The organism is Bacillus sp. FSL W8-0645 (assembly GCF_038007905.1).
Classification (GTDB): Bacteria; Bacillota; Bacilli; order Bacillales; family Bacillaceae; genus Bacillus; species Bacillus pumilus.
The window spans coordinates 3024295-3043424 of sequence record NZ_JBBOYC010000001.1 but is presented as its reverse complement, the minus strand read 5'-3'; the positions used below and the strand labels follow the sequence as shown (position 1 = coordinate 3043424).

The window sequence follows — 19130 nt, the reverse complement described above, 5'->3', positions numbered from 1 at the left end:
AGGTTATACATGTGGAAAAAGTGAAAACCCATGGAAACACAGGGCAGCGATTATTGCTAAAGCCGCTGCTCTCATCATCATCCTTGAAGATTACATTTGAGGCGGAAACTGACTCTTGTACATTGATTGTGGATGAGCGTGGTGAAGTGAAGAAACTACCTGCAATTGAGTTATCGGATCTCATCTTTTATGGTGAGAGAAAAGAAATACTTCAATTATTAGATGGAGATATGTCCTTACAGCAGTTAATTAGCAGGGGACAAGTGAAAGTAAAAGGGTCATTCCGTGCGCTCCTAAGACTAGAGGCGGTACTTTGGCTGACGAACGGTTTTTTTCGAAAAATGATAACTTAGTCGTTTACTTGGAAATTAGCGATTTACAGCGTTGACATATCTCGGGTAGCATGATATTCTACGTTAGTAAAAACATGAACATCACATAAAACAACATATTTTCTCTTATTAAGAGAGGTGGAGGGACGTGCCCTATGAAACCCGGCAACCGTCAGCATAGCTGAAATTGGTGCCAATTCACTCAAAGCCGCAATGCTTTGAAAGATGAGAGAAAGGCGTATTGAACATAAAAGGCCTTTCTGCTTGCATTGCAGTTAGGTCTTTTTTACTGACCTCACGTCAGGCACGAGGCATGGCAGCAGGAAGAATAAATAACGTATGTGATGGCAACCTATAGATTCAGCAAGAAAGCAGGTGAACAGACTGTGATCCATTTACAGAATGTATCAAAAACGTACCACTCAAAAAGCGGAAATGTTGATGCCGTGAAAGACGTCAACTTGGATATTGATAAAGGTGAAATATTCGGAATTATCGGGTATAGCGGTGCCGGAAAAAGCTCGCTTATTCGCCTATTAAACGGTCTGGAGCTGCCAACAGCAGGAATTGTTGAAGTGGCAGGCAACCGGATCAATGAAGTATCGAATGCGAAACTTCGGATAGCAAGACAAGAAATCAGCATGATTTTCCAGCACTTCAACCTACTTTGGTCAAGAACGGTGAGACAAAATATTATGTTCCCGCTTGAGATCGCAGGTGTAAAGGCATCAAAACAAAGAGAACGTGCGAATGAACTGATTAAATTGGTCGGTTTAGAAGGAAAAGAAAATGCGTATCCGTCTCAGCTAAGCGGCGGACAAAAGCAGCGTGTGGGAATTGCGAGAGCATTAGCAAATGATCCAAAGGTTCTTCTTTGTGACGAAGCGACATCAGCGCTTGATCCGCAAACAACGGATTCTATCCTTGAGCTTTTAGCGGATATCAATAAACGACTAGGGCTCACGATTGTGCTGATTACGCACGAAATGCACGTCATTCGTAAAATTTGTCATCGCGTGGCGGTGATGGAGAATGGACGCATTGTCGAAGAAGGCGAAGTATTACGCGTCTTCAGACAGCCGAAGGAAGAAATGACGAAGCGATTTGTACAGCAGCTTGCTGAACCAGAGGAAGCGAAAGAAACAATCGAGCACGTCTTAGAGCGTGTAAAAGAAGGTCAGGTCGTACGGTTGTCCTTTATTGGCGATTCTGCCGAGCAGCCGCTCATCACTGAAATCGTTCGATCCTTCCAGGTCGATGTGAACATCCTTCAAGGAAAGATTTCTCAAACGCAGGAAGGCGCGTTTGGAACACTCTTTATCCATATTAATGGAGAAGAGACCGAGGTAGAAAAAGCCATCGCCTATATCCAAAGTAAACAGGTTGAAATTGAGGTGATGACACATGTTTGAGAAATGGTTTCCGAACGTTGATTTAGATGTCATTTGGAATGCAACGGGTGAAACAGTCTATATGACACTCATTTCATTGGCGTTTGCATTTGTCATCGGAATTATTCTTGGACTCCTGCTTTTTCTTACAGGAAAAGGCGGTCTTTGGGAAAATAAACCGATCAATGCTGTCATCGGTGCAGTCGTCAACATTTTTAGGTCGATTCCTTTTATCATTTTAATTATTCTTTTATTAGGGTTCACGAAATTCTTAATGCATACAATTCTAGGTCCAAATGCAGCACTCCCTGCCCTTGTCATTGGGTCAGCTCCATTCTATGCACGTCTTGTCGAAATTGCACTGCGTGAGGTAGACAAAGGAGTCATTGAAGCAGCACGGTCAATGGGAGCGAAAACGTCGACCATTATATTCAAAGTATTGCTGCCAGAATCATTGCCAGCCCTCATTTCAGGTATTACCGTAACAGCGATTGCTTTAATTGGCTCAACTGCGATTGCAGGTGCAATTGGAGCAGGCGGACTTGGTGACCTTGCTTATGTGGAAGGATACCAATCTGGTAATACAGATGTCACACTTGTAGCCACTGTGTTTATTCTCATCATCGTCTTTATTATTCAAATAATCGGTGATTTGATTACAAATAAAATTGATAAACGTTAAGGGAGGATTTATTCATGAAGAAATTGATTTTAAGTGCACTATTTCTAGCATTTGCAGGTATTTTAGCTGCATGCGGTTCATCTAATAACGCAAGTGATAGCAAAACCATTACGGTTGCGGCTTCAAAAACACCACATGCCGAGATTCTTGAAGAAGCAAAACCACTTCTAAAAGAAAAAGGCTACGATCTAAAAGTGAAAGTACTTAGTGATTATAAAATGTACAACAAAGCGTTAGCTGAAAAAGAAGTGGATGCAAACTTTTTCCAACATATCCCTTACTTAAACGAAGAAAATAAATCAAACAAAGATTACAACCTAGTTAGTGCCGGTGCGGTTCACCTTGAGCCATTCGGTATCTACTCTAAGAAGTACAAATCAGTAAAAGATATTCCAAACGGCGGCACGATTATCATGACAAACAACGTAGCTGAGCAAGGACGTATGCTTACCCTGCTTCAAAATGCAGGTGTCATCAAGCTTGATCCGAAGGTTGATACAATCAATGCAACGGTAAAGAACATCAAAGAAAACCCAAAGAATCTAAAGTTCAAAAAAATCGCTCCTGAACTAACAGCGAAAGCTTATGAAAACAGTGAAGGTGATGCTGTGTTTATCAACGTCAACTATGCGATTCAAAATAAATTGAATCCGAAAAAAGATTCAATTGAACTTGAGCAAACAAAGAACAACCCATATGCAAACATCGTGGCTGTTCGTAAAGGTGAGGAAAAATCAGATAAGATCAAGACATTAATGGAAGTTCTTCACTCTGATAAAATCAAAGAATTCATCGACAAAAAATATGACGGTGCTGTACTACCGGTATCTGAATAACCATGTGTTAACCTCGCTTTCATCAAAGCGAGGTTTTTTGTGTATTTTTTCAAATCTCGCTCATAATAAAAATGTACAAATGACCTGAAGGGATGGAATGAAGATGAATGAACAGCATATGAGTAGATCCATGCAGCAATCACTGACTGATTATAAAACGGCAATGGGTGAATTTCAGAAGAAAATGCCGGTGTTTGGGAAGAAATTCAATGAATTCACGGAGCAGTGCTTTCAGAGCGATTCATTAACGCAAAAGGAAAAACAAATGATTGCCCTTGGCATCAGTATTCATGCACAGGATGAATACTGCATGATTTATCATACAAAGGGAGCGCTCGACCAAGGCGCGACAGAAGAGAATTTGCTAGAGGTCGTCAGTGTGGCGGCAGCATTTGGCGGCGGGGCAGCACTGAGCCAAGGGATTACTGTCGTTCAGCAATGTATTGACGAATTTGGAGGACAGACGCATTAAGGGAAGGATAAGATGGCATTTATCCATATCAGGGAGTTGAGTCCTTCTCAGCCGATTGTGTGAGAAAATATGCCAGCATAGCGCGTCATATCCCTTTTGAGTGAAGCCGCATGCCTTTGATATAATAAAGCTACACTCAAAGAAGGGAATGGTTTATTATTTGTTCGGACCATAGTACACTGGGATTGGATTATACCGCCGAGATGGAAAAGGCCATGCATAAGGCTCATGGCATGAGCTATGCAGAGTACGAAAGAGACCATGACTTACGGATGAAAGTGGAATATAAACGAGAGCAGTCCTATCGAGATGAGAAAAGGCAGCTCGCAAAAATGAATATACGAGGCTATTGATAGCTAAGGGGCGGGGAGAACAGTTTCCCGTCCTTTCTTTATGGAAACAGTCTTTTCGACATAAATCCTTTTATCCACCTGCATTTTTTGTTAGAATTTTGAGAGCATCCTCTCACGTATATCGTGAATGTGTTGTATTCAGTTTTAATTTGTTATAAAATTAGAATGAGAATAAATTGAGAATAATGATTATTTTGGAGGTATCGATATATGACTGCTTCGACATTAACAATTAAGGACTTGCACGTTGAGATTGAAGGGAAAGAAATCTTAAAGGGTGTAAACCTCGAGATAAAAGGTGGAGAATTCCACGCAGTAATGGGACCAAACGGTACAGGTAAATCAACTTTATCTGCTGCCATTATGGGTCATCCTAAATATGAAGTAACAAAAGGCAGCATTTTGCTTGATGGCGAAGATGTACTTGAAATGGAAGTAGATGAGCGCGCTCAAGCAGGTCTTTTCCTTGCGATGCAATACCCATCTGAAATTAGTGGTGTGACAAATGCGGACTTCCTTCGTTCTGCTATTAACGCTCGCAGAGAAGAAGGCGATGAAATCTCTCTCATGAAATTCATCCGCAAAATGGACGAAAACATGGAGTTCCTTGAAATGGACCCAGACATGGCGCAGCGCTACCTAAACGAAGGTTTCTCAGGCGGGGAGAAAAAACGCAACGAAATTCTTCAATTAATGATGATTGAACCCAAAATTGCGATCCTTGACGAAATCGATTCTGGTCTTGATATCGATGCGTTGAAAGTGGTTTCTAAAGGGATTAACAGATTGCGCGGCGAAAGCTTCGGCTGCTTAATGATCACTCACTATCAGCGTCTACTGAACTACATCACACCAGATCACGTTCATGTCATGATGCAAGGACGTATCGTGAAATCTGGCGGACCAGAGCTTGCACAACGTCTAGAAGCAGAAGGCTATGACTGGATTAAAAAAGAGTTAGGAATTGAAGACGAAACTGTTGGTCAAGAAGCGTAAGCGTTAGGAGGATTATTGATGACATTAGAAACGAAATTATCAGTAGATCAAGATTATGTCAAAAGCTTCTCCGAGAAGCATCAGGAACCGGCATGGATGAGTTCCCTTCGCTTACAGGCTCTTGAAAAAGCAGAAGACCTTCCAATGCCAAAGCCTGACAAAACGAATATTTCTAAATGGAATTTAACCAATTTCAAACAGCATACAGTCGAAAGTGCGCCATTTGGATCATTAGAAGAGCTTCCTGAAGAAGTGAAATCTCTCATTGATTTAGAGGACGCGGATAAGACAGTCTACATTCAGCGTGATCAAACGCCAGCATACTTGTCCCTTTCAACGGAAGCGAAAGACAAAGGCGTGATCTTCACTGATCTTCATACAGCGCTTCGCGAACATGGAGATCTAGTGCAGAAATACTTCATGACTGATGCAGTGAAAGTAGATGAGCATAAACTAACCGCTTTACATGCTGCTTTAGTGAATGGTGGAGCTTTCCTCTATGTACCAAAAAATGTAGAACTTGAAGCGCCAATTCAAGCCATCTACCTGCATGAAAATGACGACACGACTTTGTTCAACCATGTCATCGTCGTAGCAGACGATCATAGTGCAGTGACATATGTAGAAAACTACATTAGTACAGCAAAACCTGAAGAAGCAATCTTCAATATCGTGTCCGAAGTGTTCACGGGAGCTAATGCCCGCGTCACTTACGGTGCAGTAGATAACCTTTCAGAAGGTGTCACAGTCTATGTGAACAGACGCGGTATGGCCAATGGCCGTGACAGTAAAATCGAATGGGCGCTTGGCTTGATGAATGATGGAGACGTCGTGTCTGAAAACATCACAAAGCTTATGGGCGACGGGACATTCGGTGATACAAAATCAGTTGTTGTCGGCCGCGGGAATCAAACGGAAAACTTTACAACAAGCATCATCCACTTCGGTAAAAACTCTGAAGGGTATATCTTGAAGCATGGTGTGATGAAGGATCAAGCATCCTCTATCTTTAACGGAATTGGTAAAATCGAGCATGGCGCAACGAAGTCAAATGCCGAGCAGGAATCACGTGTTCTCATGCTGAGTGAGAAAGCACGCGGTGACGCAAACCCGATTCTATTAATTGATGAAGATGATGTAACAGCAGGGCATGCTGCTTCTGTTGGACGTGTCGATCCAATTCAACTGTATTACCTCATGAGCCGCGGGATTTCCAAAGAAGATGCAGAAAGACTTGTGATTTATGGCTTCTTAAATCCAGTCGTCAAAGAACTGCCGATTGAAGGAGTTAAAAAGCAGCTCGTTTCTGTGATTGAAAGGAAAGTAAAATAATGAATATCAAAGACGTTCGTGAGCAGTTTCCAATCCTTCATCAGCAAGTGAACGGACATGATTTGGTGTATTTGGACAGTGCGGCGACTTCTCAAAAACCAAGAGTGGTCATTGATGCAATGAATGAGTATTACCGGTCTTACAACTCGAACGTCCACCGGGGTGTTCATACCCTTGGAACAAAAGCAACGGACGCATACGAGGGTGCCAGAGAGAAAGTTCGTGCATTCATCCGTGCTTCATCTGTCCAGGAGATTATTTTTACTAGAGGTACAACAACCGCACTGAATACAGTGGCGATCAGCTATGCCAGAGCAAACCTCAAAGAAGGCGATGAGATTGTCATTACGCACATGGAGCATCATGCGAATATCATCCCTTGGCAGCAAGCGGCAAAAGCAACTGGCGCCACATTGAAATATATTCCGTTACAGGAAGACGGCACGCTATCGCTTGAAGATGTGAAGCAAACGATCACACATCAAACGAAAATCGTCGCTGTCACACATGTCTCAAACGTACTAGGAACCATCAACCCGATTAAAGAAATCGCCAAAATTGCACACGATCATGGTGCCATTATTGTCGTCGATGGTGCGCAAAGCACGCCGCACATGCAAATTGATGTTCAAGATCTAGATTGTGACTTTTTCGCATTCTCTGGGCATAAAATGTGTGGACCGACTGGCATTGGTGTGCTTTACGGGAAGAAGGACCTTTTGAATAATATGGAGCCTGCTGAGTTTGGTGGTGAAATGATCGACTTTGTGGATCTGTATGATTCCACTTGGAAAGAGCTCCCGTGGAAATTTGAAGCGGGAACACCGATTATTGCCGGAGCAGTTGGACTAGGAAAAGCGATTGATTTCTTAAATGAAATCGGTATGGAGGAAGTCAGCCGTTACGAGCATCAGCTTGCCACTTACGCGCTTGAGCGCTTTAAGGAGCTAGAAGGTGCGACTGTTTATGGACCGCAGCACCGGGCTGGACTTGTGACGTTTAACTTAGACGACGTCCATCCGCATGATGCGTCAACTGTTCTGGATACAGAAGGTGTCGCCATTCGTGCTGGACATCACTGTGCACAGCCGCTCATGAAATGGCTTGGTGTATCAGCGACTGCAAGAGCAAGCTTCTATCTGTACAATACAGAAGAAGAGATTGACGAGCTCATTGCAGCGCTCCGTAAGACAAAGGAGTATTTTACGAATGTCTTTTAATGTAAACTTAGACACACTGTACAGACAAGTGATTATGGATCATTATAAAAATCCGAGAAACAAAGGTGTGTTAAACGACAGCATTGTCGTCGATATGAACAACCCAACGTGTGGTGACCGCATTCGTCTCACGATGAAAATCGAAGACGAAAAGGTCATGGATGCGAAATTTGAAGGAGAAGGATGCTCGATTTCAATGGCATCTGCCTCTATGATGACGCAGGCGATTAAAGGGAAAGATATTGAAACAGCTTTGAAAATGTCTCAGATTTTCTCCGATATGATGCTAGGAAAAGAATACGACGATTCCATTGATCTTGGTGACATTGAGGCGCTGCAAGGAGTGGCAAAATTCCCTGCCCGCATCAAATGTGCAACATTATCCTGGAAGGCGCTTGAAAAAGGCGCATCTGCCGAAGATAACGGCAAATCATAAGATTGGAGTGAAAATGGATGGCTAAAAAAATGCCAGATGTTGGTGAATATAAATACGGCTTTTCTGATAAAGACGTTTCCATTTTCCGTTCAGAGCGCGGACTGACAAAAGAGATCGTTGAAGAAATTTCTCGTATGAAAGAAGAGCCTCAGTGGATGCTCGACTTCCGTTTGAAATCTCTTGAGCTCTTTTACAACATGCCGATGCCACAATGGGGCGGAGATTTAAATGCATTAAACTTTGATGAAATTACGTACTACGTAAAGCCATCAGAGCGCTCTGAGCGTTCTTGGGATGAAGTACCAGAAGAAATCAAAGAAACCTTTGATAAGCTTGGGATCCCTGAAGCAGAGCAAAAGTACTTAGCAGGTGTATCTGCTCAGTATGAATCTGAAGTTGTGTATCACAACATGAAGCAAGACCTTGAAGATCTAGGCATTGTGTTTAAAGATACAGACAGCGCATTAAAAGAGAACGAAGACATCTTCCGTGAGCACTGGGCAAAAGTCATTCCTCCGACTGACAACAAATTTGCTGCGCTTAACTCGGCTGTATGGTCTGGTGGTTCATTTATCTACGTACCAAAGGGCGTCAAAGTAGATACACCACTTCAAGCATACTTCCGTATCAACTCTGAAAACATGGGTCAGTTCGAGCGTACACTTATCATCGTTGATGAAGGCGCACATGTGCATTACGTAGAAGGCTGTACAGCACCAGTTTACACAACAAACTCACTTCACAGTGCGGTTGTTGAAATCGTCGTGAAAAAAGGCGGCTACTGCCGTTATACAACGATTCAAAACTGGGCAAACAACGTCTTCAACCTTGTCACAAAACGTACAGTATGTGAAGAGAATGCGACAATGGAATGGATTGATGGAAACATCGGTTCTAAGCTGACAATGAAATACCCAGCGGTCATCCTAAAAGGTGAAGGCGCTCGTGGTATGACATTAAGTATTGCCCTAGCAGGTAAAGGTCAGCACCAAGATGCAGGTGCGAAAATGATTCACCTTGCACCAAACACATCTTCAACGATCGTATCGAAATCGATTTCCAAACAAGGCGGTAAAGTCACATACCGCGGAATCGTTCACTTCGGACGTAAAGCAGAGGGTGCACGCTCAAACATCGAGTGTGACACACTCATCATGGATAACAAATCAACATCTGATACGATTCCTTACAATGAAATCTTAAACGACAACATTTCATTAGAGCACGAAGCCAAGGTTTCAAAAGTATCAGAAGAGCAGCTATTCTACTTGATGAGCCGCGGAATTTCTGAAGAAGAAGCAACAGAAATGATCGTCATGGGCTTCATCGAGCCATTCACAAAAGAACTGCCAATGGAATACGCCGTTGAAATGAACCGCTTGATTAAGTTTGAAATGGAAGGTTCAATCGGTTAATAATAAAAGACCAAAAACGTGAAATCAAACGTTTTTGGTCTTTTTGTTTTTGAAAAAATCCAATTCACATCTCGCTAGGCGAGTAAAACTCATCAAAGGCTTTAGACAAATCGTCAGCTGCAGATGACAAGATCGTTTCTTCCTCTAAAATCGCTGTTCCTTGTGCTCGGACAATATGAAATTGTTGAAAGCCCATCAAGTTTTGGAATATTTCTTTTAGGTAGAAATGTGAAAATTCCAGAGGTGTGTATCGATCGTTATTTGTGAAAATTGAGCCACTTGCTTGAAGCAAAAGTACACGATAATCGTCAGTCATCAGACCAACTGAACCATCTTCTGTATATTTAAACGTTTCTCTAGCAATAAAAATATTATCTATATAATCTTTCATACGTGACGTCACATTGAAATTATGAACAGGTGATACAATGACGATTCGATGATGTGCTTTGAATTGAGCCAATAAAGCAGAGGAAGCAGCAGCGATGTTTTCGTCGGTAGCTGTTAATGTTTGTTCGGATGCTTGCTTATCCCAAATACGTAGCAGCTGGTCTTTTTCGATACGAGGAATTTCAGTTTCATGTAAATGTAAAATTGTTGGTTCATCATGAGGGAATCTTTCTTTAAACTGTTCTAAAAATAGTGTTTGCAGTTTGTTTGAATAACTTTCTCGATGAGTGAAATCAGGGTGCGCGTTAATGATTAATGTTTGCATATACATGCTCCTTTTCTTTTGATAAACTGAGTATAAAATATAAAGGTGACAAAACATGTCACCTTTTTCAAAAGGAAAATCAAATGAAAAAATCAGAACGATTAAACCAAGAGCTTATTTTTTTAAGTGATAAATTCTCATTTCAGTTAAAGGATTTAGAAACCGAATTTGGCATATCGAAACGTACGGCTTTGAGAGATATGGAAGAGCTAGAGTCCATGGGTTTAGCTTTTTATGTTGAACCTGGCAGACATGGTGGATATCGACTGGTGAAACAATCTCCATTGGTTCCTATTTATTTCAATATCGATGAAGTTCAAGCTATTTTTTTCGCGCTTAAAGCGCTAGACCTGGTGTCAGCAACACCATTTAAAAAATCCTACTCACAAATTCGGCAAAAGCTGTTTGCCACAATGTCTGATGAGAGAAAACAAATGATCTCAGAGACTTTGGATGTGATTCATTACTATAATGTCGCACCAGTTAGTGAACAAAATCATTTGGAATTGATTTTACAGGCGATGATGGAAGATCAAATCGTGAGGATGACGTACACTCAATATGAAAATAAATGGATCAGGCTGCAATTTCTTGAGTTGTTTTATCGAAATGGGATTTGGTTCACCAAAGCATATGATGTTCAAAATAAAAAGTGGGGCATCTATAGATGTGACTTTATGAAGGACTTGATCATTGAAGAAGAAGGCAGAGGCACCTTTACGAAGGAAGAATTAAAAGCACTGCAGCTCGAGTACGAAAAAACTTATCATGATATCTCATTTAAATGTCGATTAACGGAACAAGGAAAAGAAAAGTTTTTGAAGAATCATTATCCGAATATGAGATTGGAGATCGTTGATGATACTCCTTATATTATGGGTGGGTACAACCTAGAAGAATTATCGTATATGACTCACTATTTGATCTCATTTGGGAAACATGTGAAAATTGAATACCCAGATGAATTAAAAGAGAGTTATTTGACTCAATTACAAGAAATGATTGAGCAGTATTGAAAGTGAATGGATTGTCTCTGAATCACAAACTTAACATATTAAAAAAGGCGAACTGTAGCCATTCGCCTTTTTTCTTTTACTTCGCCGCATGAAATGTATTGGTTTTCGATCTGTCATTGACCTTCCCATACGTCAGCTGCCGCCAAATAAATTCCATCGGTCCATACTTAAACCGCTTTAACCAAAACGTACTGAAAAGCACAAGCAAGACATACACGCCAATGCTAATGAAAAACGTACCAGCCGGCTGAAGATGATCGACAAGCCCCGCTCCATATTTTAGAAATAGCAAGGTTCCAATGATCGAGTGAAGCAAGTAGCAGGTTAGTGACATCCGCCCGACTTTGGTAAATACCATCAAAGCACCTCGCAGCTGAGGAACGTGTAGAAATAGCATCGCGAGTGTACTCATATAAAACATACTACCAGTTAATCCCCCGTTTTGTTCAAGGGCAGAAATCGTGTTCATCCAGAGTGCATTTTCAAAAGGATTGACCGCCGTAATGATCGTACTGCCTTGGGTGATGAGAAAAGCGATTGTACAGATGATCCAAATACGATTCCAAATCGCTTTTTTCGCCTCCATGTTTTTGAAAAATTCCATTTTCACAAAATACACACCAAGTAAAAACATGAAGAACATAGAATAGACAGTGAAAAATGAACTGGAAGCCATCGTCACCATATCAGCCCACCTGTCTCCGATGGATGCTAAATAATTCAGACTGTTGTGGCTGTTCAGCTCGAAATCAGCAAAATCCGGCTTGCCTGATGATCCTGTACTGATGGTATTGAGCAGCATCGTGAAAAAAGGTGTAAGCAATTGAATCACAAAGAGTGTGATCAGCCAGTTTCGGATGGTTTTGGCTGTGCGTTTGTAAAAGAAAAGCAATAAAAAGCCAGCGACTGCATAATAGGCCAAAATATCACCAATCCAAACAAAAGTTAAATGCAGAAGGCCAAACCCTAAGAGAATGGTTAACCTGCGGGCAAACAGCTTGTTCGGACTGTCCACCTTTTGGGCAGCGCGATCCATAAAAATCATAAAACCAACCCCGAATAGGAAGGAGAACAACGTAATGAATTTCCCTGAGGCAAACCAATTCACCAAGTTGTGAAAGACATCATTTGATTCCATATCGAACCCCTTCGCCGAATCCACGATTAAAAAGTAATTGACCAGAATAATTCCCATTAAGGCGAATCCTCTTACGATGTCTAAGAAATGAACTCGATCCTTCAAATTCATCGCGTGTGCTACTTTGTTTGCATTCATATCCATGCTCCTTTTCTTGTTATAATAGATGTGATTCGGATCTAATCATTGATCCTTACAATGAATTAATATAAAGACCAATTCTTAACAATTTATGAAGAAGCAAATTTTGGGAAATGAATGTGACAAATTGATGGCAGACCTTCACTTTCATATCCTGTTAAGATTTATACCGTATTCTTTTCACGTTGTTAGATGATATATAGTAAAGACATAAGAAATTCACGTATCATGAGGTGAGAGAGACATGACGCATCGAATATTAATCGTAGAAGATGATCAAGATATTGGAGACCTTTTGCAGGAATCTCTTACACGCGCAGGATATGAGGTGCTGAGAGCAATGAATGGCGAGCAAGCATTGAAGCTTGTGAACGATTCGCTCGATTTGGTGATTTTGGATGTGATGATGCCAGGTATTTCAGGCATCGAAACGTGCCAGCAGATGAGAGCCTCCTCTAACGTCCCGATTCTATTTCTGACAGCCAAATCAAGTACATTCGATAAAACCGAAGGCTTACTCGCCGGCGGGGATGATTATATGACAAAACCTTTTTCACAAGAGGAGCTTCATGCTAGAGTCATTGCACAATTACGCAGGTATACTGTCTATCAGGAAAAGAAGGAACAGGAAGAAACTTTTCTTGTTGGGGGCAAGCTAAGGGTGAGCGAAGAATTTAATGAAGTGTGGAAAGAAAATCAACAAATCAAGCTATCTGATTTAGAATATCGTATGTTGAAGCTGTTCATGAGCAGGCGAAACAAAATCTTTTCAGCCCAAAATATTTATGAGAGTGTGTGGGGACAGCCTTATTTCTATTGTTCCAACAATACGGTGATGGTGCATATTCGAAAGCTACGTGCCAAAATTGAAGATGATCCGGCTCGTCCCGTGTATATCAAAACGGAATGGGGAAGAGGTTATCGATTTGGCACATCGTAAATATACGCTGACCAAAAAGCTGATACTGCTCATTTTGGTGGCTGCCATTGTGAGTGGAACTGTCTTTTTGACGTTGCAAAAGATGACCGATCACCTGATCGAAGGATATTTGAGTTCAGACGAGTATTACGAGGAGGAGTCAGCCAAGTACATTCAAAAATTCAGCCGCTACGTGTCAGAGAATGAGCTGTCTTCTACAAATCGAAAAGCGTTTGGTGAGTGGGTGAAAAAAGAGAATTACATTAATTTGACCATCTTCAAGGATGAAGTGCTGCAATATAACTCTATCTATTCAGCTGCTGATGAATCGGCGTATGGAAAAGAAAAGGTGACCCAGTACGCTGAGCATCATTCGTATCCAGTTCAGTTTAGCGACGGTGAAGGCCGCGTCATGGTGGATGGTTTCTATTCATCTCGTTACCACGATCTTGCCTTTACACTCGAGCTGCTCGGAGCGACACTTATTTTTCTCCTCATTGTTCTGCTTGGCATTCGCAAAAGTTTACGCTACCTGCAAACGATTCACCAAGACATTCATATTCTTGAAGGCGGCGAGCTGGACTATGAGATGACGGTGAAAGGGCATGATGAATTAGCAATGATTGCCAAAAGTATTGAGGATCTTCGTAAAGCTTTTCTGGACAAGCTCCAAGCCATTGACGAGCTGCAAGAAGAGAGTCGCAGTCTGGTGACCGAAATGTCACACGATATGAGAACACCGCTGACGTCGCTGATGATGAATTTAGAGTTTGCGAAAAAAGAGGAGGCTGGAGCGGATACACGTAAAGATCAATATATAGTAAGTGCTTATGAAAAAGCACTGCAATTGAAAAATCTATCTGATAATCTGTTTGCCTATTTTCTACTTGATAAAGAACATGAACCTGAGCTTGAGACCGTTGCAGTCAAAGAGGTCATTTACGATCTCTTATCAGATCAGGTGGCGATCTTGCAGCAAGAGACATTCAAGGTTCATCTTTTAGGAGAGCTGCCCGACAGCTATATCAATGTGAATGTCGAGGAGCTTGGCCGAGTGTTTGATAATCTGATGTCGAACATACTGAAATACGCCGATCCGAAAAAAGACATCAATCTCACGTTTCTATCCGATCAAGAAATCTTTGAGATCCATGTGAGCAATGCGATAAAAGAGACAAATGACACGCAGGAAAGCACTGGACTTGGTGAACGAAGCATAAAACGAATGATGTCCCGCATGCACGGGCAGTTTGAAAGGATGGAAAAGAACGATGTTTACTACATCGTGCTGCGATTCTGGCACATCAAAATATAGATCACAAATGAATAACATGGAATGGAGAGACAATCTAATGAAACGATTCAACAACTTCCAAAAGGTACCCGATCTCTTGCAAGGTCTTCTGAATATCTGTCTGTTCTTTCTGGCCATTGCATTAAGCGTCCTCTTAATTAGTGAAACTTGGTATATTGTCCAATTCGTCTACAAGAATGTGGTCAACAAAGGAGATAGCTATTATGAAATGCTTGGTGAGCTGCTGATCTTCTTTATGTACTTTGAGTTTATTGCCTTAATTATTAAGTACTTTAAATCAAACTTTCATTTTCCGCTTCGCTATTTTATTTACATTGGCATCACAGCCGTCATCCGTTTGATTATCATCGATCATGAAGAGGCTGTATCGACCTTCTGGTGGGCGCTGACCATTCTAGCCATGACCGTTGCACTCTTTATCGCCAGTAAACGACATGCGGTTCAGGAGCATGAAGAAGTGAAGTGAGGGAAGAAGACGAACGATGACCGTTCGTCTTTTTTCGTGTAAGGGTATTGACGAGGTGAACACTTAGTCGTCATCTGTCTATTAATGAATAGAAGTGTATTTAGTTGAGTGATCAGCGGGATGAAAAAGGTTTTTAAAAAGCAATTTATCTGATGTACGTATTCTTATATGCTTTAGAAGCGTTTTCCTTCCAACGACATTCATCATCATGATTCTAGGAACAGGTGGCGATTGTATGCAAAGTTTTTAGTAGAACAATTCCCTATACTTGAAACAAACAAGCGTTAAAATAAGTCATTGGTATTATACAAAGTCAGGATTTTCTTATAAAATAGGTATATATGAATCATTTAATATGTTAATTTATTTGTTGTGAAACTTTTTTTGGAGTGTGCTTTCTTCTACACAATCATTTTCTATGGTAAAATACTCTAAAATACTATTTTATTGCTATAGAAAATCTTTATCTTTATTTAACAATAAAATTTTTGTTGGATTTCTTATAAAGGTATATAATTTAAAATAGGAAACTAAATTTAGAAGATTGTCTGGAAGCAAGATGATTGAAAGTAGAGGTCTTATATGGAGAAATTATTATCGATAATCATTCCTGTATACAATAAAGAAAAATTCTTAAAGAATTGTGTTAACTCCATTATCAATATTAATTTTGATAAAGAGAAAGTAGAAGCCATTTTTGTAGATGATTGCTCAACAGATTTATCTGTTGATATTTTGAAAGAATTTCAAAAACAACATTCATTTATAAAATTAATTCAATTAAGTAAGAACTCGGGCAGTCCTTCCTTACCGCGAAATGTAGGAATTTCAGAAGCAAAAGGAAAGTTTATAACACTTCTTGATGCAGATGATTGGCTAGATAAAGAGGGCTTTCCGAAATTATTACTTCAAGCAGAAAAAAATGATGCCGATATAGCTTTTGGTCTACTAGTAAAACATACAGATCATGCAATCAAAAAAGGAGCAAGGTTTACTTCCTTCGAAGAAAAAAATAGGTTAATTCCATATGAAATAGACAAAATTTTTAGATCTGTAGGTCCGCCTGCAAAAATCTTTAAAAAATCGATTGTGGACAATCATCAAATTGAGTTTAAACATATGAAGTATGGAGAAGATAAATTATTCTTTATTGAACTCATCTCTAAATGCAAAACAGCGTCTATGAATACAATTCCTGTATACCATATTAATCGATATAAATATAATCAATCTCTTGTTGGAGAGACAAGTATATTTGAAAAAACAGAATATAATTTAAAAGTACTAGAAGCAGTCTTGAAATTAGACATCCCAAAACAAGCAGCATATAATGCCATAAATAGAATTATTGAGCTTGATTTTTTAATTAGACTTTTTAAGAGAAAACGATTTATCATAAGTGAAGAAAAAAATAAATATTATGAACTCTTTTTCCGTTTAGTTAAATTAATGAAAAGAAATGGATTGAATATTGAGGATTTTATTCAATGTGATAAACTTGCTCTTTTGTTTCAACTTATTTCAAATCAAGAAGAAGAACAATTGTTAGATTATCTTCTTATCTTAACAAATGAAGGAGCAGCTAATAAATATATAGAAGATAATAAGGTTTATTATACTTTGCCGCCTTCAATCTCATATGATAAACGAATATGTGAACCTTTTTTTGCAGTATATGATGGAACTAAAAGAGTAGATGGGGAAATGTATGAAACCGTCCGTATTTATTGTGATTCACAGAAGCTTGTAAATAAAGTGTTATTAGTTGAACTAGGTAACGATTTAAATGAAAAAGAAGTACCAACAATTATAAAAGACAATATAGTTTATATTAAATTGAACGACCTCGATAAAATTGATTATGACTATAATATTGTCATAATATATGATCGTTATAATCCTGTCATAGTTAATGCAACATACCCTAGTGCGAATCCATTACATCAATTAAATAGGCAAAAATTCAAAATTGAATTTATACAAGAAAAAAATCATAAAAATATAAATCTTGACCTTTATATAAACAAAGCACCTGTATCAGTTGTTACAACTTCAAAGATTAAAGTTTATGATGATCGTGATTTTAAACACTTTATAGGGCATGAAATTGAAAAGGGACAACTTTTAAAAATTAAAGATATTACCTATAGTAAAAAAGGTACTCCTAGATTAATTTTAAATACGAATCAATTTATTACAGCTAATAAAAAGTTTATACAAGAAATAGAATTGGATCAGTTAGTGAATTACATTACTGACATTCCGCGAAGAGTAAAAATATTAAAAAAATGCAATTTGTATGAAACTAAAAACTTCAAAAAAGATCCTATTTCTGTTTTGAAAAAAAACGATTTAATTGAAGTACACTCTATAGAATTTACAAAGAATTTAATCCCGAGACTCAAAACATCAGAAGGTTTATATCTAACAGCAAATAAAGAATTTGTGAATCAAGTTATTGAATAAAGATAAAAGGCTATAAGTAAAAAACTTATACTCTAAGATTGTAGAGAACTCATGTTTTTCTACAATCTTTTTTATTTGTTAACTTTTGTATGAAGAATTAAAGTATTTAAAAAGGTCTATTACCTGCTTAGTCTCGCTAAGCAGGTGTGTGGTAATCTGACTCTTAGCTGAATTTCGCACACTGGCATTTTGTTTTCCTGTCAATCAGTAGTAGTGAAGTCTTTCTTTTCATCGACATTCATCGTCAGTATTCTACCAACAGGGAGCGATCGTATGAGAACTATTCAAAGTTTATTACGAAAAAGAAATTTCATATAGTTGGTTATTTTAATCTATTCTTATAAGTTGAAATCAAATATCCAGATAAAGAGTCCAAATCTTCGGCATCATTGAAAGTAAAACCTTCCCATTGCGGAATATCACTCATTAGGATATAGGAATGAGGATGACTAGCGCTTGCTGGCCATTCTCGCTTCTGTTTGAAGGAGCGAAAAAAATTGAAAGATATCGAGACAGAACCGTTCTCATTTGCAAGTATGCAGCAGGCAGCTCCTGTTCATATTCCAGAAAGACAATTCATGCCATCACACGACGGCACAAGCCTTGCGTATTATCCGTTTTTAGCAGAAAAAAAGAACGTGGCAAATGTCATTTTGATCCATGGCGGAGGCGCTCACAGCCTAGCTGGTTACGAGCATATCGCCGATACGCTGCAACATGATTTTCATGTGAATACGTTTTTAATCGATTTAAGAGGTCACGGCCATTCGGAAGGGAAAAAGGGTGATACACCTAGTGTCACAGATGTGTGGCACGATATTTCGCAGTTTGTGGATACGGTCAAACAGCAGCATAAAGGAGCCGTTTATCTCTGCGGTCATTCATCTGGAGCGGGATTACTGCTAAACTACCTATCTTGGCCGAAAAAAAGAGAAGTAGACGGTTACTTTTTTATTGCCCCTGAATTTGGCTATCAATCAGGCACTTCGAGCCCTAATCAAATCCCTTTTGCAACCGTTCAAGTATGGAAATTCGTTCTGTCTGCCATGACAAAAGGATTGCTGATGAGTCATTCTGAAGCCGTTCGTTTTCACTATCCAATATGGGCAGTCGAGCAGGATCCGCTTTTGTTGACAGCCATCACCGTCAATCTAGCACTTGCCTTAACCCCATCTGCACCTAAAAAACAATTTGCGATGATGGATCGGCCATATGCGATGTTAGTAGGAAGTGAGGATGAGCTGTATGATATAGAAAAATTTCCTGCCTATCATGAACTGCCTGATGAAACGATTAGAAAACAATCAGTCTATGAAGTGATGGATGGACATACCCATTTGTCGGTGTTACTAGAAGCGGGAAAACGGATTGGAAGGACCATCCAAATGTGGAATCGTTCTATTTAGTATGAACAACTAGTCAACTCTCTCCCTTTTTCTTAAAAATTTACATTGACACCATCCTTTTCTATGATAAAATCATAGTGTGA

The 19130-nt window shown here is 39.6% G+C and carries 19 protein-coding genes and 1 riboswitch; of the genes, 17 read left to right on the top strand and 2 right to left on the bottom strand.

Annotated features, from left to right (window positions below; all coding sequences use genetic code 11):
- The first annotated feature begins 11 nt into the window (after positions 1-11).
- From NST39_RS15760 to sufB, 11 genes are all read left to right on the top strand, one after another.
- A complete protein-coding gene (locus tag NST39_RS15760; protein ID WP_003212918.1) occupies positions 12-353 on the top strand; it encodes an SCP2 sterol-binding domain-containing protein in 342 nt (113 codons plus the stop codon).
- A gap of 102 nt (positions 354-455) precedes the next feature.
- A riboswitch (SAM riboswitch) is annotated at positions 456-564 on the top strand.
- 154 nt (positions 565-718) lie between these two features.
- Positions 719-1744 carry a methionine ABC transporter ATP-binding protein gene (locus NST39_RS15755; RefSeq protein ID WP_341029163.1) on the top strand — a complete coding sequence of 342 codons (1026 nt, stop codon included), beginning with the start codon at positions 719-721 and terminating at the stop codon, positions 1742-1744.
- Positions 1737-2405, top strand: coding sequence for a methionine ABC transporter permease (locus NST39_RS15750; RefSeq protein ID WP_044140880.1), 669 nt, complete (start codon positions 1737-1739; stop codon positions 2403-2405). The genes NST39_RS15755 and NST39_RS15750 overlap by 8 nt, the downstream gene beginning before the upstream one ends.
- Before the next feature lie 14 nt (positions 2406-2419).
- Positions 2420-3241, top strand: a complete 822-nt coding sequence (gene metQ / locus NST39_RS15745; RefSeq protein WP_044140879.1) for a methionine ABC transporter substrate-binding lipoprotein MetQ — start codon at positions 2420-2422, stop codon at positions 3239-3241.
- Between the two features lie 118 nt (positions 3242-3359).
- Entirely contained in the window at positions 3360-3713 is a 354-nt protein-coding gene (locus NST39_RS15740; protein ID WP_429782132.1) for a carboxymuconolactone decarboxylase family protein, read from the top strand.
- A gap of 215 nt (positions 3714-3928) precedes the next feature.
- Positions 3929-4066, top strand: coding sequence for a hypothetical protein (locus NST39_RS15735; protein WP_162839378.1), 138 nt, complete (start codon positions 3929-3931; stop codon positions 4064-4066).
- 210 nt (positions 4067-4276) lie between these two features.
- A complete protein-coding gene (gene sufC, locus NST39_RS15730) occupies positions 4277-5062 on the top strand; it encodes a Fe-S cluster assembly ATPase SufC (RefSeq protein ID WP_044140878.1) in 786 nt (261 codons plus the stop codon).
- 18 nt (positions 5063-5080) lie between these two features.
- Entirely contained in the window at positions 5081-6394 is a 1314-nt protein-coding gene (gene sufD / locus NST39_RS15725) for a Fe-S cluster assembly protein SufD (protein WP_268453979.1), read from the top strand.
- Complete coding sequence (locus NST39_RS15720) at positions 6394-7614, top strand: cysteine desulfurase (RefSeq protein ID WP_106029292.1); 1221 nt, start codon at positions 6394-6396, stop codon at positions 7612-7614. Before sufD ends, NST39_RS15720 begins: the two co-directional genes overlap by 1 nt.
- Complete coding sequence (gene sufU, locus NST39_RS15715) at positions 7604-8050, top strand: Fe-S cluster assembly sulfur transfer protein SufU (protein WP_003212941.1); 447 nt, start codon at positions 7604-7606, stop codon at positions 8048-8050. The genes NST39_RS15720 and sufU overlap by 11 nt, the downstream gene beginning before the upstream one ends.
- Before the next feature lie 17 nt (positions 8051-8067).
- Positions 8068-9465, top strand: coding sequence for a Fe-S cluster assembly protein SufB (sufB, locus tag NST39_RS15710; protein WP_003213112.1), 1398 nt, complete (start codon positions 8068-8070; stop codon positions 9463-9465).
- 64 nt (positions 9466-9529) lie between these two features.
- Here sufB and NST39_RS15705 read toward each other — a convergent pair whose 3' ends face one another.
- Positions 9530-10180, bottom strand: a complete 651-nt coding sequence (locus NST39_RS15705) for an FMN-dependent NADH-azoreductase (protein WP_341029154.1) — start codon at positions 10178-10180, stop codon at positions 9530-9532.
- 83 nt (positions 10181-10263) lie between these two features.
- Here NST39_RS15705 and NST39_RS15700 point away from each other — a divergent pair, with 83 nt between their 5' ends.
- A complete protein-coding gene (locus NST39_RS15700) occupies positions 10264-11196 on the top strand; it encodes a helix-turn-helix transcriptional regulator (protein WP_341029152.1) in 933 nt (310 codons plus the stop codon).
- Between the two features lie 76 nt (positions 11197-11272).
- Here the strand turns inward: NST39_RS15700 and NST39_RS15695 are convergent, their stop codons facing one another.
- Entirely contained in the window at positions 11273-12472 is a 1200-nt protein-coding gene (locus tag NST39_RS15695) for a DUF418 domain-containing protein (RefSeq protein ID WP_341029150.1), read from the bottom strand.
- A 247-nt stretch (positions 12473-12719) separates the two neighbouring features.
- Here NST39_RS15695 and NST39_RS15690 point away from each other — a divergent pair, with 247 nt between their 5' ends.
- The 5 genes from NST39_RS15690 (at position 12720) to NST39_RS15670 (ending at position 19047) form a co-directional block, all read left to right on the top strand.
- Positions 12720-13415 carry a response regulator transcription factor gene (locus tag NST39_RS15690; protein ID WP_341029148.1) on the top strand — a complete coding sequence of 232 codons (696 nt, stop codon included), beginning with the start codon at positions 12720-12722 and terminating at the stop codon, positions 13413-13415.
- Positions 13402-14709 carry a HAMP domain-containing sensor histidine kinase gene (locus NST39_RS15685; protein WP_341029146.1) on the top strand — a complete coding sequence of 436 codons (1308 nt, stop codon included), beginning with the start codon at positions 13402-13404 and terminating at the stop codon, positions 14707-14709. Before NST39_RS15690 ends, NST39_RS15685 begins: the two co-directional genes overlap by 14 nt.
- A gap of 37 nt (positions 14710-14746) precedes the next feature.
- Positions 14747-15175, top strand: coding sequence for a phosphate-starvation-inducible protein PsiE (gene psiE / locus NST39_RS15680; RefSeq protein ID WP_065098066.1), 429 nt, complete (start codon positions 14747-14749; stop codon positions 15173-15175).
- A 582-nt stretch (positions 15176-15757) separates the two neighbouring features.
- Positions 15758-17641: a glycosyltransferase family 2 protein gene (locus NST39_RS15675; RefSeq protein WP_341029144.1), complete on the top strand. Its 1884-nt coding sequence runs from the start codon at positions 15758-15760 to the stop codon at positions 17639-17641.
- Positions 17642-18138: 497 nt separating this feature from the next.
- A complete protein-coding gene (locus tag NST39_RS15670) occupies positions 18139-19047 on the top strand; it encodes an alpha/beta fold hydrolase (RefSeq protein WP_341029142.1) in 909 nt (302 codons plus the stop codon).
- The last annotated feature ends 83 nt before the right edge of the window (positions 19048-19130 follow it).

Coding starts and splice junctions, on each gene's coding strand:
- NST39_RS15705 (WP_341029154.1), bottom strand. CDS start 10,180: ATGCAAACATTAATCATTAACGCGCACCCTGATTTCACTCATCGAGAA.
- metQ (WP_044140879.1), top strand. CDS start 2,420: ATGAAGAAATTGATTTTAAGTGCACTATTTCTAGCATTTGCAGGTATT.
- NST39_RS15720 (WP_106029292.1), top strand. CDS start 6,394: ATGAATATCAAAGACGTTCGTGAGCAGTTTCCAATCCTTCATCAGCAA.
- sufC (WP_044140878.1), top strand. CDS start 4,277: ATGACTGCTTCGACATTAACAATTAAGGACTTGCACGTTGAGATTGAA.
- sufD (WP_268453979.1), top strand. CDS start 5,081: ATGACATTAGAAACGAAATTATCAGTAGATCAAGATTATGTCAAAAGC.
- NST39_RS15695 (WP_341029150.1), bottom strand. CDS start 12,472: ATGAATGCAAACAAAGTAGCACACGCGATGAATTTGAAGGATCGAGTT.
- NST39_RS15740 (WP_429782132.1), top strand. CDS start 3,360: ATGAGTAGATCCATGCAGCAATCACTGACTGATTATAAAACGGCAATG.
- NST39_RS15700 (WP_341029152.1), top strand. CDS start 10,264: ATGAAAAAATCAGAACGATTAAACCAAGAGCTTATTTTTTTAAGTGAT.
- sufB (WP_003213112.1), top strand. CDS start 8,068: ATGGCTAAAAAAATGCCAGATGTTGGTGAATATAAATACGGCTTTTCT.
- NST39_RS15675 (WP_341029144.1), top strand. CDS start 15,758: ATGGAGAAATTATTATCGATAATCATTCCTGTATACAATAAAGAAAAA.
- sufU (WP_003212941.1), top strand. CDS start 7,604: ATGTCTTTTAATGTAAACTTAGACACACTGTACAGACAAGTGATTATG.
- NST39_RS15690 (WP_341029148.1), top strand. CDS start 12,720: ATGACGCATCGAATATTAATCGTAGAAGATGATCAAGATATTGGAGAC.
- psiE (WP_065098066.1), top strand. CDS start 14,747: ATGAAACGATTCAACAACTTCCAAAAGGTACCCGATCTCTTGCAAGGT.
- NST39_RS15750 (WP_044140880.1), top strand. CDS start 1,737: ATGTTTGAGAAATGGTTTCCGAACGTTGATTTAGATGTCATTTGGAAT.
- NST39_RS15735 (WP_162839378.1), top strand. CDS start 3,929: ATGCATAAGGCTCATGGCATGAGCTATGCAGAGTACGAAAGAGACCAT.